Source organism: Citrobacter sp. R-1.5.2 (assembly GCF_035064245.1).
GTDB lineage: Bacteria > Pseudomonadota > Gammaproteobacteria > Enterobacterales > Enterobacteriaceae > Citrobacter.
This window is the reverse complement of record NZ_JASEYC010000001.1, coordinates 66991-83234: the sequence shown is the minus strand read 5'-3', so window position 1 is coordinate 83234 and position 16244 is coordinate 66991. Positions and strand designations below refer to the sequence as shown.

The window sequence follows — 16244 nt, the reverse complement described above, 5'->3', positions numbered from 1 at the left end:
ACCGCTTCATTCAGTGAAGCGAGTCTGACCTGTCATCAGAACGAGAAAATTATGTTTAAACCGGAACTCCTTTCCCCGGCGGGAACGCTGAAAAATATGCGTTACGCTTTCGCCTATGGCGCAGATGCTGTGTATGCGGGTCAACCGCGTTACTCTCTGCGTGTGCGCAACAACGAATTCAATCACGAAAACCTGCAGCTCGGCATTAATGAGGCCCATGAACTGGGTAAAAAATTCTATGTGGTGGTTAACATTGCCCCGCATAACGCCAAGCTCAAAACCTTCATTCGTGACCTGAAACCCGTTGTGGAAATGGGGCCGGATGCACTGATTATGTCCGATCCAGGCCTGATCATGCTGGTACGTGAACACTTCCCTAATATGGATATTCATCTGTCCGTACAGGCTAACGCGGTAAACTGGGCAACGGTGAAGTTCTGGAAACAAATGGGCCTGACCCGCGTTATCCTGTCCCGCGAACTGTCGCTGGAAGAAATTGAAGAGATCCGCACCCAGGTTCCGGATATGGAGATTGAAATCTTCGTTCACGGTGCGCTGTGCATGGCCTACTCCGGCCGCTGCCTGCTCTCCGGCTACATCAACAAGCGCGACCCTAACCAGGGTACCTGTACCAATGCCTGCCGCTGGGAATACAACGTGCAGGAAGGCAAAGAAGATGTGGTGGGTAATATCGTGCACAAATACGAACCCATCCCGGTACAAAACGTGGAACCAACGCTTGGGATCGGCGCACCTACGGACAAAGTGTTTATGATTGAAGAAGCCCAGCGTCCGGGTGAATACATGACCGCGTTCGAAGACGAACACGGCACTTACATCATGAACTCAAAAGATTTACGCGCAATTGCCCACGTTGAGCGCCTGACCCAGATGGGCGTGCATTCGCTGAAAATCGAAGGCCGCACCAAGTCTTACTATTACTGCGCCCGTACCGCACAGGTTTATCGTAAAGCCATTGACGATGCTGCAGCCGGTAAACCGTTCGATCCGCAACTGCTGGAAACACTGGAAGGCCTGGCGCACCGTGGTTATACGGAAGGATTCCTGCGCCGCCATACGCATGACGACTATCAGAACTACGAATACGGTTTTTCTGTTTCCGAACGTCAGCAGTTTGTCGGTGAATTCACTGGCGAACGCAAAGGCGATCTGGCTGCTGTGCTGGTGAAAAACAAATTCACCGTCGGTGACAGTCTGGAGCTGATGACGCCACAGGGTAACGTCAATTTCACCCTTGAGCAGATGGAAAACGCCAAAGGCGAAGCTATGCCAGTTGCGCCTGGTGATGGTTATACCGTATGGATGCCCGTACCGCAGGATATCGATCTGAATTATGCATTACTGATGCGTAATTTTGCCGGTGAGTCCACGCGCAATCCACATGCTAAGTAGTTAATTACGGTTATTTTTCAGCGTTCGGAAGATTCTTAGAAATCGATCACATACCGTTTCGTTCATTAAGGGTATTATCCCACCCGCTGAAAAACATAACCCATAAATGCTAGCTGTACCAGGAACCACCTCCTTAGCCTGCGTAATCTCCCTTACGCAGGCTTATTTTTTGCCTGCCGTTTAAACTCTTTGAGCTCCCCCATTCAAATCACGACTTTCAGGCAAAAAAAAACCGGGCATTACGCCCGGTTTATCATGTGATTAGAAATTAATGTGCAGCTTCTGGCTTGTGCTTTTGCGCACTCTGGAAACCATAGGTCAGCTCATTTTTTTCTTTATCCAGCGCGACGGTAACCTGACCGCCATCCACCAGCGAACCAAACAACAATTCGTTGGCCAATGGTTTTTTCAGGTTGTCCTGAACCACTCGCGTCATCGGGCGTGCGCCCATTGCGCGGTCGTAACCTTTTTCCGCCAGCCAGTTACGTGCTTCCTGACTCACTTCCAGAGAGACACCTTTCTGATCCAGCTGAACCTGCAGCTCGACAATAAATTTATCCACCACCTGATGAATCACCTCAGTAGAGAGATGATCGAACCAGATAATGTTGTCGAGGCGGTTACGGAATTCCGGCGTAAACACTTTTTTGATTTCACCCATCGCATCAGTACTGTTGTCCTGATGAATAAGCCCAATCGATTTACGCTCAGTTTCACGTACCCCGGCGTTGGTCGTCATCACCAGCACTACGTTGCGGAAATCTGCTTTGCGCCCGTTATTGTCAGTCAGCGTACCGTTATCCATAACCTGCAGCAGCAGGTTAAAGACATCCGGGTGCGCTTTTTCAATTTCATCCAGCAGCAGTACAGCATGCGGATGTTTAATCACCGCATCGGTCAGTAAACCGCCCTGGTCGAAACCGACATACCCTGGAGGCGCACCAATCAAGCGGCTGACAGTATGACGTTCCATATATTCGGACATATCAAAACGCAGCAGTTCGATGCCCAGCGCTTTAGACAACTGCACCGTGACTTCGGTCTTACCAACGCCAGTCGGTCCGGCGAACAGGAACGAACCGACAGGTTTATGCTCATGACCCAGACCGGCACGGCTCATTTTGATCGCTTCGGTCAGTGCTTCAATGGCTTTATCCTGCCCAAATACCAGCATTTTCAGGCGGTTGCCCAGATTTTTCAGCGTATCACGATCGCTCTGCGAAACGCTCTTCTCTGGGATCCGTGCAATGCGGGCCACGACGGACTCGATATCTGCCACGTTGACGGTTTTCTTCCGCTTGCTGACCGGCATCAGGCGCGCACGTGCGCCCGCTTCATCAATCACGTCAATCGCTTTATCCGGCAGATGACGATCGTTAATGTATTTCACCGCCAGTTCGACCGCTGCACGTACCGCTTTGGCGGTGTAGCGAACGTCATGGTGCGCTTCGTACTTCGGTTTCAGACCGTTGATGATCTGCACGGTCTCTTCCACTGACGGCTCAGTGATATCGATCTTCTGGAAGCGACGCGCTAACGCACGGTCTTTCTCAAAGATATTGCTGAACTCCTGATAGGTGGTTGAACCTATCACACGAATTTTCCCGCTGGAGAGCAGCGGCTTGATCAGGTTAGCGGCATCCACCTGGCCGCCCGATGCCGCACCCGCACCGATAATAGTGTGGATCTCATCGATAAACAGGATGCTGTTAGTATCCTGCTCCAGTTGCTTCAGCAGCGCCTTAAAGCGTTTCTCAAAATCACCGCGGTATTTGGTACCCGCCAGCAATGAACCGATATCCAGAGAGTACAGCGTACAATCAGCCATCACTTCCGGCACATCCCCCTGGACAATACGCCAGGCGAGACCTTCGGCAATCGCCGTTTTCCCCACGCCGGATTCCCCCACCAGCAGTGGGTTATTTTTACGGCGACGACACAGTACCTGAATGGCGCGCTCCAGCTCTTTTTCGCGGCCAATAAGCGGATCAATCCCGCCCACGCGAGCCAGCTGGTTAAGGTTAGTCGTGAAGTTCTCCATACGGTCCTCCCCGCCAGCTTGCTCTTCGTTATTTGGCTGATTCCCGGAGTCAGAAGACTGACTCGGTTCGTCTTTACGCGTGCCATGAGAAATGAAATTCACCACGTCCAGGCGACTGACTTCATGCTTACGCAGCAGATAGGCCGCCTGTGATTCCTGCTCGCTGAAGATAGCAACCAGCACATTAGCGCCAGTCACTTCATTGCGCCCGGAGGACTGAACATGAAAGACAGCACGTTGCAAAACACGCTGAAAACTCAGCGTCGGCTGCGTGTCGCGCTCTTCTTCGCTGGCAGGCAATACGGGTGTGGTTTGTTCAATGAAGGCTTCGAGTTCCTGACGGAGCGCCACCAGATCCACAGAACACGCTTCCAGCGCTTCGCGGGCCGATGGGTTACTGAGCAACGCCAGTAACAAGTGCTCGACGGTCATAAACTCATGTCGGTGCTCGCGCGCTCTGGCGAAAGCCATGTTTAAACTGAGTTCCAGTTCTTGATTGAGCATAGGCACCTCCCCCAATATTTATGCCTGCATTCAGGCTTTTTCCAGCGTACACAGCAACGGATGCTCGTTTTCCCTCGCATATTTGTTCACCATCGCCACTTTGGTTTCAGCAACCTCGGCGGTAAATACGCCGCAGATGGCTTTACCTTGATAGTGAACGGCAAGCATCAGTTGCGTTGCACGTTCTACATCATAAGAAAAGAATTTTTGTAACACGTCAATAACAAACTCCATCGGAGTGTAATCATCATTGACTAATATCACTTTATACATAGATGGCGGTTTTAGCGCGTCGCGCAATTTGTCTTCCGCCAGCTGTTCGAAATTCAGCCAGTCGTTCGTCTTACTCATTGTCAGTCGTCATCTTCAGTTACGGTTACCGGCAGAATAACTTGCCGCTGACAAGAGCCTATGCGCACAATCAATCTACCTCAAGTATTAGATAACTATCATCTATCAGTGTCATCCGCGACATCTGTCACATATCCGACAATAGCGTTAACTGCTTCAAATTTTGATGCATTTTTACCCTATTCCACCTGCCTGGCGCTTGACGCCTCGCCTGATTTCTCTAAATTGTAGTTTCGAGAGTTGGCGAGGTTTTGAACAGCCCCCACTCCGCCACCGGTTCATTCCATCTTACTTATATAAGATTTACGAAGGATGTCGAAGTATGGAAACGGGTACTGTTAAGTGGTTCAATAATGCCAAAGGGTTTGGTTTCATCTGCCCCGAAGGCGGTGGTGAAGATATCTTCGCCCATTACTCCACCATTCAGATGGATGGTTACAGAACGCTAAAAGCCGGACAGTCTGTCCAGTTTGATGTCCACCAGGGGCCAAAAGGCAATCATGCCAGTCTTATCGTGCCCGTCATTGAAGCAGAAGCTGTCGCATAGCTCTTCTGTCTCATTGTGTACATCCCGCAGACAAAATGCCAGCCCCTGAGGCTGGCATTTTTATTTCTTATGTAATACAACGCGTTATTCTCGCGCCAAAGCATCCACGGGATCCAGACGCGCTGCATTACGGGCCGGAAGCCAGCCAAACAAAATTCCGGTGGCGGTTGAACACAAGAAAGCCGTTAACAGCGCGACAGGAGAGAAACCAATTTCCCACCCGGGCAGGAACAGTTGTAGCGTAAAGGCAATTAACATCGACAAACTGATACCGAGCGCGCCTCCCACCAGGCACACCAGCACAGCCTCAATTAAGAACTGCTGTAGCACATCACTGGCCCGCGCCCCCACTGCCATCCTAATGCCGATTTCACGCGTACGCTCTGTCACCGAAACCAGCATAATGTTCATCACGCCGATCCCGCCTACCACCAGCGAAATCACCGCTACCAGCGTCAGAAAGAGCTGTAATGTACGTGTGGTTTTTTCGGCGGTTTTCAAGATGCCATCCATGTTCCAGGTGAAGAAATCTTTTTTGCCATGACGCAGCGATAACAGACGGGTAAGTTGCTGCTCGGCCTGGGCGCTATCAAACCCCTCTTTTACCCGCACGGTAATAGAGTTTAACCACGATTGCCCCATGATCCGTCCTGACATAGTGCTGTAGGGCAGCCAGACGCGCAGGATCTTACTGCTGCCAAACATCGATTGTTTTTCTTCCGCAACGCCAATGACGGTGGCTGGCATATTTCCCACCAGAATAACTTCACCCACCACTTTCGCTTTGCTGGGGAACAACTGACGTCGGGTATTGCTGTCGAGCACCACCACCTGTGCCCGCCCCGCCAGTTGCTCTGCATTAAAGGTGGCGCCTTCACTGAACGTCATGCCATAGACGTTGAAGTAATCACCGCTAACGCCATTCGCGCTGGCGGCGACATCAATATTGCCATAGCGCAGGCGTAGGTTCTTTGATACCGCAGGCGTAACGGAACTGACCCAGGGTTGCTTCTGAATCGCCACTAAATCGTCATACTTCAGCGCCTGCTGATATTGTGGATCGTCATCACCGAAATCCTTGCCTGGATAGATATCGATAGTATTCGTACCAATCGCTCGGATGTCTGCCAGCACCAGTTGTTTTGCCGCATCGCCCACCACCACAATCGATACCACCGACGCGATGCCGATGATAATACCCAGCATTGTGAGCAGTGTACGCATCTTGTTGGCGGCCATGGCCAGCCAGGCCATGGTCAATGCTTCACGAAAACCGCTGACAAACTGGCTCCAGCCAGAAGCCGTCGTCACCGTTGGTTCAGCAATATCACGTCCGGTAGCGGGCTTTTGTGATGGTGGATTACGCACAATCTCGCCATCACGAATTTCAAGGACGCGTTCTGCCTGGGCGGCAACCTGGCTGTCGTGCGTGACGATAATGACCGTATGCCCGCGATCGCGTAGCTGATGCAGAATAGCCATCACCTCTTCGCCGGAGCGGCTGTCCAACGCGCCAGTGGGTTCATCGGCCAGAATAACCTGACCACCGTTCATCAACGCACGTGCAATACTGACACGTTGCTGCTGGCCTCCGGAAAGCTGGGAAGGCTGATAATCAACCCGATCACCCAATCCCAGGCGCTGAAGTAATTCCTGAGCACGAGCCAGACGCTGCTTACGTTCAGTCCCGGCATACACCGCCGGGACTTCAACATTTTGCGCCGCCGTTAGATGTGACAGCAAATGATAACGCTGGAAGATAAAGCCGAAATGCTCACGTCGCAGTTGCGCTAACGCATCGCTATCCAGGGTGGAAACATCCCGCCCCGCAACCCGATAGGTTCCACTGGTCGGCTTGTCCAGACATCCCAGAATGTTCATCAGCGTCGATTTACCTGAGCCAGACGCCCCGACAATCGCCACCATTTCGCCGGCCTGAATGCGCAAGGAAACGTCCTTTAATACCTCGACCTGTCCCTCGCCTGACGGGTAACTGCGGCGGATATTGCTCAACTCAAGCAACGCCGTCATTGTGCCACTCCCGCTTTACCCTCACCGGTGATCACTTCATCACCCTCTTCCAACCCTTTCACAATTTCTACGTCGGTATCATTACGGGCGCCGATGACCACTTCGCGTTCGCGAGTTTCACCATTGCGCAGCAGCCTGACGTTATAGCGGTTGTTGCCAATAGGATCGCCCAACGCCGACAACGGGATCGTCAGCACATTTTTAACGTCGGTGAGCTGGATGTGCACTTGTGCGGTCATATCAAGGCGCAGGATCCCTTTCGGGTTAGGCACTTCGAAGCGCGCATAGTAGAAAATGGCGTCATTCACCTTCTCAGGCGTCGGAAGGACATCTTTGAGCACACCTTCGTACCGTGTCTGCGGATCGCCCAGCACAGTGAACCAGGCTTTTTGGCCCGGCTGCAAGTGAATAACATCGGCCTCGGAGACCTGCGCTTTTACCAGCATGGTGCTCATATCTGCCAACGTCAAAATGTTGGGTGCCTGTTGGGCGGCAATCACGGTTTGTCCCTGGAGGGTGGTGATTTGCGTCACTTCACCCGCCATTGGCGCGACGATTCGCGTGTAGTCGAGGTTCGTTTTTGCCGTATCAAGGGAAGCCTGATTACGCTTAATTTGCGCATCAATAGTGCCAATCTGTGCCTGCTTGACCGCCATTTCGGTCGCTGCTGTGTCGAGATCCTGCTGCGAAACCGCCTGCGTTTTCGCCAGTTGTTGCTGACGAGAAAGCGTTACGTGCGCCAGTTTCCACTCAGCTTCAGCCTGCAAACGCTGAGCCCGCAGCTCCATGAGTGTCGCTTCAACTTCTTTGATTTGGTTTTGTGCCTGCTCAGGATCGATAACGCCGAGCAACTGATCTTTTTTCACTTTATCGCCAATGGCTACTGACAGCGTTTTTAACTGCCCACTCACCTGTGCACCAACATCAACTTTGCGTAACGCATCCAGTTTCCCGGTGGCCAGCACACTTTGCTGGAGATCGCCTGGACGTACAATTAGCGTTTGATACTGAGGTAGTGGCGCATTAAGCGTTCGCCAAAGTGAAATCATCGCCACAATAATGATGATGGCGAGGAGAAAATAACGTTTTTTAATTTTTCCCTTGAGCTTCATAAAATGTCCCAGTGTCCCCCAATACGCCCACCAGAGTGGAGTGATAAACATCAACGATAAATTAACAGGCGTTGAAAAGTGCAAAGAATAACAGAGTTATTGATGAACCGTTAAGGTCCGCTGTGCTGAAATTAGTATCAGAGTATCTATTGGATTGTTATTATGAGCCAGCTAACAGAAAGCACTTTTCATTCTTCCAGACCCGCCACAAGTTTTAGTCTTTTTTGTCGTCTGACAACCGGACAATGGCGGCCAGGTAAATTTTGGCATCAACGAAGCTTTCGCCGTAAGTTTGTATGGCGCTCATTGCTGATGCCACGATTAACACGTGAATGGATGGCTGAGCTGGCGCAATGGCCGGATCTCGAGAAAATTCTCGCGATCCAACCCCGTATACCGGTTCGCCTGCATCGCGCGTATCTCGCAGTAAACCTTGACCGTAAAACAAAACTCGATGCCGTGCGTTTTCATTACAATACTTTCCGAAACGCTTTTTCATCGAAAGAGTTTAATGGTTATTTAAGTGCAGATGGGTTGCAACTGGCACAAATTGAAGGCAAAGATAACGCAATATACACCATTATAATGTCCTCATTTATCGCCCTGGATAAAGAAGGTGAAAGTACCATTCTTGTCCGTAATAGTGAGGGCGAGACATTAGCAGAAATGACCTTCACCCTGTGCAACTATGAAGGGCGCAGCGCGCTTTTTATTGGCGGCTTGCAGGGGGGTAACCGATTAATGCCGCACGAAGAAATTCAAAAAGCGACAAAATCATGCCATGGTTTGTTCCCTAAACGTATTGTAATGGAAGCTATTTGTCGTTTTGCAGAACAATTGAATATTGAACAAGTACTGGCCGTCAGCAATGACCAGCATATTTTTCGCAGCCAGCGCTACCATGATAAAAACAAGGTTATTCATTCTGACTACAATTCATTTTGGGAGTCAGTTGGCGGCGAATGTGACAGCAATGGCTACTATCATATTCCGCGTACGCTAGCGCGTAAAAGCGAAGCAGATATTGCCAGTAAGAAGCGCGCGGAATATCGCCGCCGCTATCAGTTACTCGACAGTATCCACTCGCAGTTATCAGTCATGTTCCGCCGCTAATCCGCTCGCCCGCGTGCTAACCACAGCACGCGGGAAAACATTTTCCGCAGCAACGTTGGCACCGCTTCAACACCGCGTCGCCCCGCTTCCATTGCCACTTCAATCGCCAAATCCGGTTTTGACGAGCGATGGATCGCCTTCGCTATAATTTTCCGCATATTCATCGGCACATTTTCCGGTATTTGCGCCACCCGATGAAAAACATCCGAGAACCCCTGGCGGTACATAAAGTGTTCCATGTCCAACGCAGGTAACATGGTCAAATGCTCGCGCTCTTCCTCTTTGTCATCGTTCAATAGACTGCGTACCGTGGCCGCATACTTTTTCCCCGCCTCATCGCCATCGACCAGCACATGCCACTCAATTCCCATCCGGCGGGCAAACTTCACCAGGGGTTTAAGCCCAGACTGGGCAAATTCAATGACTTTAATCCCTTCGGCATCAAAGTGATGCCCACACTGACGAGCCAGCTCGTTGATGACCCATGTTTCTGTTTCTCCCTCCACCAACAGCCAGCAACGGGCAAACAGTGAAGACGCCCGATTAAAACGGATATGGAAGGCAATGCGCCGCCCGTCTTCCGCATTGAGTCCTCCCGGTCCCAGTCGCCAGGCGGCGACGCGGGAAGATTCTCGTACCAGTCGGACAACATGTTCTACGGGCGTGAGCGACAACAATTCACCAGAGTTGGTCGTCGTCACGCGCTGGAGGGGAAGCAGGTTCAACAATTGCCAGGCAACGGACAACATAATGGGGTGTAACCGCGTTTCAGGATCTTCTACCAGTAGCAACGGACGAGCGTCTTTATCCAGTCTTAGTGACCCTTTGGCCTGTAATAGCGTGGAAAACAGCCCCAGCAGAATCACACGGTGCGTGCGCCCCCCAGGTTTATCAATCATACGGTTGATAATATCCAGATAACGCCAGCTGCGTTGCTCGTTGTTGGAGCGTCGGCGCATCAGACGATAGCGCGACTGACCTGAACCTTGTTCCGAAAAGTAGTGCTCCAGCAGTTGAACCATCGCTGACAGCCCCTGGCGAATCTGCCCATCCGTCAGATTCTGCGGTCGGGTGGCCAACTCACGCGCCATAAAATCCAGTTGACGCGCAGTCACCTCAACATCCGCGGAATCCGGCACCGTTCCATTACGGATCCGCCGCATAAAACGCGCATCACGTAAACGCAGTACTGGCATCAAACGCACCAGATGACGCGCCTGTTCGTTAATATTGTCGATGGGTAACGGGTGGCCTTCGCCATCAAGAAAACTGCGTAATGTCAGGACGCTGCCGTCATCAGCACACTCGCCTTCCAGACGATAGAAAATACGGTGATAGTTATCGGAGCACGGCGACCAGCACGCTTCTAACGGGCGATATCGGCGCACACGATGGCGACCCGGTTGAGATTCACGAAACGTCAGGACAATATGCAGATGATGTTCCCGGCCCTGGATGTCACCCGGCGGGAACCAGAAATCTTCGCGGTCAAAGTGGTACAAATCCGACTCTGGCGACAACAGCAAGGTTAACGCATCCAGCAGGCTGGACTTACCCCACGCGTTCTCCCCAATCAGCACGTTGTTTTGCTCCAGCATCAACGACAGCCGATTAATACCACGAAACCCAACAATCTCAACGCGTTCGAGAATCATATAGCCTCCGGAAATGCTCACTTTTTCCTTCAAGTTATCAGGAGTATAACGGTAAGCGAGCGCTCAGAACACCCGATCTCATCCGCAGATAAATCGAAAGAGTTAAGAATATTCTCTTTAAAAATTACTTTTGAATATAATTTCAGACGCAATCATCAGATTTCTGATAACTGAACTATGCTTTATTCACCTGAACTCCAAAAAGGATTCGCATCACATTGCCTTAAATCAAATTTTTTTATTAATTTAAGTGGCGAAGGGATGAGATTTTTTTCTAAAATAAGCGCGCTTTAATCATCGTCCCTTTTAGCGATGAAATACCGGGATAGAAAAACTAACCCGGAACTTTTAATTGAGGTGGTTATGTTCAGGAAATTAGCAGCCGAGTTCTTCGGCACGTTTTGGCTTGTTTTTGGCGGGTGTGGTAGTGCCGTTCTGGCCGCGGCTTTCCCAGAGTTAGGTATTGGGTTTGCCGGTGTCGCCCTGGCGTTTGGTCTAACAGTATTAACCATGGCATTCGCTGTGGGTCATATTTCAGGTGGCCATTTTAACCCTGCAGTGACATTCGGTTTATGGGCTGGTGGTCGCTTCCCGGCGAAAGACGTTATTGGTTATGTTATTGCTCAGGTTGTGGGCGGTATTGTAGCAGCAGCGGTACTTTATCTTATTGCCAGCGGCAAAGCCGGTTTTGATGCAGCAGCCAGTGGCTTCGCCTCAAACGGTTACGGCGAGCATTCACCTGGCGGATATTCCATGCTTTCTGCCATCGTAATTGAAATCGTTCTGACCGCAGGTTTCTTATTAGTGATCCACGGTGCGACCGATAAACATGCTCCGGCAGGTTTTGCGCCAATTGCCATCGGTCTTGCATTAACGTTGATTCACCTGATCAGTATCCCGGTCACCAATACGTCCGTAAACCCGGCTCGTAGTACTGCGGTTGCTATCTTCCAGGGTGGTTGGGCATTGCAACAGCTTTGGTTGTTCTGGGTTATGCCGATTATCGGCGGGATCGTCGGTGGTCTTATTTACCGCACCCTGCTGGAAAAACGCGATTAATCGCTAACAACAAGGCCTGATGAACTGTCAGGCCTTTTTTTCCTCGCTATATTTCCTTTTATTTGCAACTTTACTCCCCTCTTTGCTTTCAGTAGTGTGTGCAGGCGCATTTCGTCTTACTTCTCAGCAAGGATCAGGGTTTCATGTTCTCAGGGCTGTTAATCATTCTGGTACCCCTTATTGTGGGTTACCTCATTCCGCTTCGACACAGAGCCGCATTAAAACTTATCAATCGGCTGTTGAGTTGGATCGTCTACCTTATTCTCTTTTTTATGGGGATCAGTCTGGCGTTTCTGGATAATCTCGCCAGTAATCTGTTATCCATTCTTTATTATTCTGCCGTCAGTGTGACGGTCATTCTGCTGTGTAATATCGCAGCGCTGCTGTGGCTGGAGCGCTCACTCCCCTGGCGACACAGCCACCAGCAAGAGAAGCTCCCCTCCCGAATCGCGATGGCGCTTGAGTCGCTACAGCTTTGCGGCGTCGTGGTGCTGGGTTTTCTGTTGGGTCTTACCGGATTGTCGATACTGCAGCACGCAACCGAAGCCAGCGAATATACGCTGATCTTTTTATTATTCCTGGTTGGGATCCAACTGCGAAACAGTGGTATGACATTAAAGCAGATCGTACTGAACCGTCGGGGCATGATTGTTGCCGTCGTCGTGGTGGCCAGTTCTCTGCTGGGCGGCGTCATTAATGCGCTGATCCTCGGCCTGCCGTTGAAAACAGCACTGGCGATGGCATCGGGTTTTGGCTGGTATTCCCTGTCAGGCATTTTGTTGACCGAATCATTCGGTCCAGTAATTGGTAGCGCCGCCTTCTTTAACGACCTGGCACGTGAGTTGATTGCCATTATGCTGATCCCTGGACTGGTGGTCCGCAGCCGTTCAACCGCATTGGGTCTTTGCGGGGCGACATCTATGGATTTCACGCTGCCCGTCTTGCAACGCAGTGGCGGTCTGGAGATGGTGCCCGCAGCCATTGTGCACGGCTTTATTCTTAGCCTGTTAGTACCCCTGTTAATGGCCTTTTTCTCCGCCTGATACACAGACAAATACCTCTCTGGCGGTAGTCAGCTACCGCCAAAATTGCGCTAAATCAATCTCCCTGCAAGTTGTAGCAGAAATCCCTTTAATCCCTTCGCGCGCAGGCATAACCTTAAACATGTATATCAAATATAACTTTAAAAGGTGTGACCATGTTTTGTGTGCAATGTGAACAAACCATCCGTACTCCGGCAGGAAACGGCTGCTCTTACGCGCAGGGTATGTGCGGTAAAACTGCTGAAACCTCCGATCTGCAGGATCTGCTGATTGCTTCCCTACAAGGTCTGTCTGCATGGGCTGTTAAAGCGCGTGAATACGGCATCATCGACCATGAAGTTGATAACTTCGCGCCGCGTGCATTCTTCTCCACGCTGACCAACGTTAACTTCGACTCCCCGCGTATTGTTGGCTATGCTCGTGAAGCTATCGCCATGCGCGATGCACTGAAAGCGCAATGCCTGAACATTGATGCTAACGCAACTGTTGAAAACCCGATGGCCGACCTGCAACTGGTCAGCGACGATCTGGGCGACCTGCAACGTCAGGCCGCTGAATTCACCCCGAATAAAGACAAAGCGACCATCGGCGAGAATATCCTCGGTCTGCGTCTGCTGTGTCTGTACGGTCTGAAAGGTGCGGCAGCTTACATGGAGCACGCACACGTTCTCGGTCAGTACGACAACGATATCTACGCGCAATACCACAAAATCATGGCGTGGCTGGGTACCTGGCCTTCCGATATGAACGCTCTGCTGGAGTGTTCAATGGAAATCGGCCAGATGAACTTTAAAGTGATGAGCATTCTGGATGCCGGTGAAACCACAAAATACGGTCACCCAACCCCAACCCAGGTCAACGTGAAAGCAACCGAAGGGAAGTGCATTCTGATCTCCGGTCACGACCTGAAAGATTTGTACAATCTGCTTGAGCAGACTGAAGGCACCGGCGTTAACGTTTATACCCACGGTGAAATGCTGCCAGCACATGGCTACCCGGAACTGCGTAAGTTCAAACACCTGATCGGTAACTACGGCAGCGGCTGGCAGAACCAGCAGGTTGAATTCGCCCGCTTCCCTGGCCCCATCGTGATGACCTCTAACTGCATCATCGACCCAACCGTTGGCGCCTACGACGACCGTATCTGGACCCGTAGCATCGTCGGCTGGCCGGGCGTGAGCCACCTCGAAGGCGACAACTTCGGTCCGGTTATCGCACAGGCGCAGCAGATGGCGGGCTTCCCGTACAGCGAGATTCCTCATCTGATCACCGTCGGTTTCGGTCGTCAGACGCTGCTGGGTGCAGCTGATACCCTGATTGACCTGGTGAGCCGCGAAAAACTACGTCACATCTTCCTGGTTGGCGGTTGTGACGGCGCACGCGGTGAACGTAACTACTTCACCGATTTCGCCACCAGCGTACCAGACGACTGCCTAATCCTGACTCTGGCCTGTGGTAAATACCGTTTCAACAAACTGGAATTCGGCGATATCGAAGGTCTGCCGCGTCTGGTCGATGCCGGTCAGTGTAACGATGCCTACTCTGCCATTATCCTGGCCGTCACTCTGGCTGAGAAACTGGGTTGTGGCGTGAACGATCTGCCACTGTCTCTGGTGCTCTCCTGGTTCGAACAGAAAGCGATTGTCATCCTGCTGACCCTGCTGTCACTGGGTGTGAAAAACATTGTGACTGGCCCAACTGCACCTGGCTTCTTCACACCCGATCTGCTGGCTGTACTCAACGAGAAATTTGGTCTGCGTTCCGTGACCACCGTTGAAGAAGACATGAAGCAGCTGCTGAGCGCGTAAGGAGTAAAGAATGACAATGCCAACCCATCAGTGCCCGTGGCGGATGCAGGTTCATCACATCCATCAGGAAACGCCGGATGTGTGGACAATTTCGTTGCTATGCCACGACTATTATCCCTATCGTGCCGGGCAGTATGCACTGGTCAGCGTACGTAACTCAGCGGATACGCTGCGTGCTTACACTATCTCTTCAACGCCGGGTGTTAGCGAGTACATCACGCTGACCATCCGCCGCATTGACGACGGTGCAGGTTCTCAGTGGCTAACCCGCGACGTGAAGCGCGGCGACTACATCTGGCTGTCCGATGCCATGGGTGAATTTACCTGTGAAGATAAAGCGGAAGACAAGTTCCTGATGCTGGCTGCCGGCTGTGGCGTAACGCCAATCATGTCGATGCGTCGCTGGTTGGCGAAGTACCGTCCACAAGCCGACGTGCAGGTGATTTTCAACGTTCGCTCGCCAGAAGATGTCATCTTTGCCGATGAATGGCGTGAGTATCCGGTGACATTAGTCGCTGAAAACAATGCCACTCAAGGTTTTGTTTCCGGCCGACTGACCACCGAACTGCTGAAGAGTGTCCCGGATCTGACCTCACGTACCGTGATGACCTGTGGCCCGGCCCCGTATATGGATCTGGTCGAAAAAGAAGTGAAAGCACTTGGCGTAACACGCTTCTTTAAAGAGCAGTTCTTCACTCCGGTAGCCGAAGCGGCAACCAGCGGCCTGAAGTTCACCAAACTGCAACCCGCACAAGAGTTCTATGCGCCGGTTGGCACGACGCTACTGGAAGCGCTGGAAAGCAATAAGGTTCCGGTCGTTGCCGCCTGTCGAGCAGGCGTGTGCGGTTGCTGCAAAACCAAAGTGGTTGATGGTAACTACACGGTCAGCAGCACCATGACGCTGACCGATGCAGAAATTGCGGAAGGTTACGTTCTGGCTTGTTCCTGTCATCCGCAGGGCGATCTGGTACTTGCGTAAATAGTCATTGCCGGATGGCATACTTATCCGGCCTACAATAACCGTTGTAGGCCGGACAAAGTACTAATACCGTCGTCCGGTCATTTATCACCGCCAGGCTGAATTGCCGCCCAGGGCATATTTTCCTGCGCCCAGAAACGCCACCGCCATCGCGCCAACAAAAAAGTACACCAGACTCTCAATCGCCCAGGCACCGGTTTTGTCCAGAGACCAGGTTTCTCCCATCCCGACCATCAGCCACGCCACAATCATTGTAAACGCCAGCCCTAATGCCGCCGGGCGTGTCAGGATCCCAAGAATAATCAGGCAAGGCGCAACAACCTCTCCCAGCAAGACACCGTAAGCAATAAAGCCGGGAAACCCTTTGGCTATCAGCATGCCACTGATGCCATCAATACCTGCAAACAGTTTATGCAGCCCATGGAAAAGCATCAGCCCCCCAACAGCGAGGCGTAACAAAAACTTGCCAAAATCTTCGTGCGTCAGCGTCCGGTTAACTGCATTTAATAGTTTTGTAACCATTTGAATTCATTCCTTGTTTTACCATGTCTTCTGCCAAGCTACGCTTTATCTTCGTGAAATGTAAGC

At 51.5% G+C, this 16244-nt stretch carries 13 protein-coding genes; 7 read left to right on the top strand and 6 right to left on the bottom strand.

The annotated features are described in order from the left end of the window. Positions 1-51: 51 nt before the first annotated feature. Entirely contained in the window at positions 52-1413 is a 1362-nt protein-coding gene (trhP, locus tag QMN38_RS00365; protein ID WP_271456719.1) for a prephenate-dependent tRNA uridine(34) hydroxylase TrhP, read from the top strand. Between the two features lie 268 nt (positions 1414-1681). Here the strand turns inward: trhP and clpA are convergent, their stop codons facing one another. Together clpA and clpS are read right to left on the bottom strand one after the other, a co-directional pair. Next, on the bottom strand, positions 1682-3958 hold the full coding sequence (clpA, locus tag QMN38_RS00360; protein WP_040231864.1) for an ATP-dependent Clp protease ATP-binding subunit ClpA: 2277 nt from the start codon (positions 3956-3958) through the stop codon (positions 1682-1684). A 30-nt stretch (positions 3959-3988) separates the two neighbouring features. Continuing rightward, positions 3989-4309: an ATP-dependent Clp protease adapter ClpS gene (clpS, locus tag QMN38_RS00355; RefSeq protein WP_323604175.1), complete on the bottom strand. Its 321-nt coding sequence runs from the start codon at positions 4307-4309 to the stop codon at positions 3989-3991. A 322-nt stretch (positions 4310-4631) separates the two neighbouring features. Between clpS and cspD the strand changes: the two genes are divergently transcribed. Then, positions 4632-4856 (top strand): cold shock-like protein CspD, encoded by a 225-nt coding sequence (gene cspD, locus QMN38_RS00350; protein WP_005128369.1) that lies wholly within the window; start codon positions 4632-4634, stop codon positions 4854-4856. Positions 4857-4940: 84 nt separating this feature from the next. Here cspD and macB read toward each other — a convergent pair whose 3' ends face one another. After that, positions 4941-6887: a macrolide ABC transporter ATP-binding protein/permease MacB gene (macB, locus tag QMN38_RS00345; protein WP_323604174.1), complete on the bottom strand. Its 1947-nt coding sequence runs from the start codon at positions 6885-6887 to the stop codon at positions 4941-4943. Next, on the bottom strand, positions 6884-7999 hold the full coding sequence (macA, locus tag QMN38_RS00340; RefSeq protein ID WP_323604173.1) for a macrolide transporter subunit MacA: 1116 nt from the start codon (positions 7997-7999) through the stop codon (positions 6884-6886). Before macA ends, macB begins: the two co-directional genes overlap by 4 nt. A 162-nt stretch (positions 8000-8161) precedes the next feature. Between macA and QMN38_RS00335 the strand changes: the two genes are divergently transcribed. Next, on the top strand, positions 8162-9112 hold the full coding sequence (locus QMN38_RS00335) for a VirK/YbjX family protein (RefSeq protein ID WP_323604172.1): 951 nt from the start codon (positions 8162-8164) through the stop codon (positions 9110-9112). Here the strand turns inward: QMN38_RS00335 and QMN38_RS00330 are convergent. Further along, positions 9109-10767 (bottom strand): ATP-dependent endonuclease, encoded by a 1659-nt coding sequence (locus QMN38_RS00330; protein ID WP_271441347.1) that lies wholly within the window; start codon positions 10765-10767, stop codon positions 9109-9111. The two genes, QMN38_RS00335 and QMN38_RS00330, sit on opposite strands and share 4 nt — an antisense overlap. A gap of 363 nt (positions 10768-11130) precedes the next feature. Between QMN38_RS00330 and aqpZ the strand changes: the two genes are divergently transcribed. The 4 genes from aqpZ (at position 11131) to hcr (ending at position 15656) form a co-directional block, all read left to right on the top strand. Beyond that, on the top strand, positions 11131-11826 hold the full coding sequence (aqpZ, locus tag QMN38_RS00325) for an aquaporin Z (protein WP_048212061.1): 696 nt from the start codon (positions 11131-11133) through the stop codon (positions 11824-11826). A 143-nt stretch (positions 11827-11969) separates the two neighbouring features. After that, a complete protein-coding gene (locus QMN38_RS00320; RefSeq protein ID WP_137382231.1) occupies positions 11970-12869 on the top strand; it encodes a LysO family transporter in 900 nt (299 codons plus the stop codon). 155 nt (positions 12870-13024) lie between these two features. Continuing rightward, positions 13025-14677: a hydroxylamine reductase gene (gene hcp / locus QMN38_RS00315; protein ID WP_323604171.1), complete on the top strand. Its 1653-nt coding sequence runs from the start codon at positions 13025-13027 to the stop codon at positions 14675-14677. Positions 14678-14687: 10 nt separating this feature from the next. Continuing rightward, complete coding sequence (gene hcr, locus QMN38_RS00310) at positions 14688-15656, top strand: NADH oxidoreductase (RefSeq protein WP_202038973.1); 969 nt, start codon at positions 14688-14690, stop codon at positions 15654-15656. Between the two features lie 87 nt (positions 15657-15743). Here the strand turns inward: hcr and QMN38_RS00305 are convergent, their stop codons facing one another. Next, complete coding sequence (locus QMN38_RS00305) at positions 15744-16178, bottom strand: DoxX family protein (RefSeq protein ID WP_040231860.1); 435 nt, start codon at positions 16176-16178, stop codon at positions 15744-15746. Positions 16179-16244: the final 66 nt, after the last annotated feature.

Coding starts and splice junctions, on each gene's coding strand:
- trhP (WP_271456719.1), top strand. CDS start 52: ATGTTTAAACCGGAACTCCTTTCCCCGGCGGGAACGCTGAAAAATATG.
- clpA (WP_040231864.1), bottom strand. CDS start 3,958: ATGCTCAATCAAGAACTGGAACTCAGTTTAAACATGGCTTTCGCCAGA.
- clpS (WP_323604175.1), bottom strand. CDS start 4,309: ATGAGTAAGACGAACGACTGGCTGAATTTCGAACAGCTGGCGGAAGAC.
- cspD (WP_005128369.1), top strand. CDS start 4,632: ATGGAAACGGGTACTGTTAAGTGGTTCAATAATGCCAAAGGGTTTGGT.
- macB (WP_323604174.1), bottom strand. CDS start 6,887: ATGACGGCGTTGCTTGAGTTGAGCAATATCCGCCGCAGTTACCCGTCA.
- macA (WP_323604173.1), bottom strand. CDS start 7,999: ATGAAGCTCAAGGGAAAAATTAAAAAACGTTATTTTCTCCTCGCCATC.
- QMN38_RS00335 (WP_323604172.1), top strand. CDS start 8,162: ATGAGCCAGCTAACAGAAAGCACTTTTCATTCTTCCAGACCCGCCACA.
- QMN38_RS00330 (WP_271441347.1), bottom strand. CDS start 10,767: ATGATTCTCGAACGCGTTGAGATTGTTGGGTTTCGTGGTATTAATCGG.
- aqpZ (WP_048212061.1), top strand. CDS start 11,131: ATGTTCAGGAAATTAGCAGCCGAGTTCTTCGGCACGTTTTGGCTTGTT.
- QMN38_RS00320 (WP_137382231.1), top strand. CDS start 11,970: ATGTTCTCAGGGCTGTTAATCATTCTGGTACCCCTTATTGTGGGTTAC.
- hcp (WP_323604171.1), top strand. CDS start 13,025: ATGTTTTGTGTGCAATGTGAACAAACCATCCGTACTCCGGCAGGAAAC.
- hcr (WP_202038973.1), top strand. CDS start 14,688: ATGACAATGCCAACCCATCAGTGCCCGTGGCGGATGCAGGTTCATCAC.
- QMN38_RS00305 (WP_040231860.1), bottom strand. CDS start 16,178: ATGGTTACAAAACTATTAAATGCAGTTAACCGGACGCTGACGCACGAA.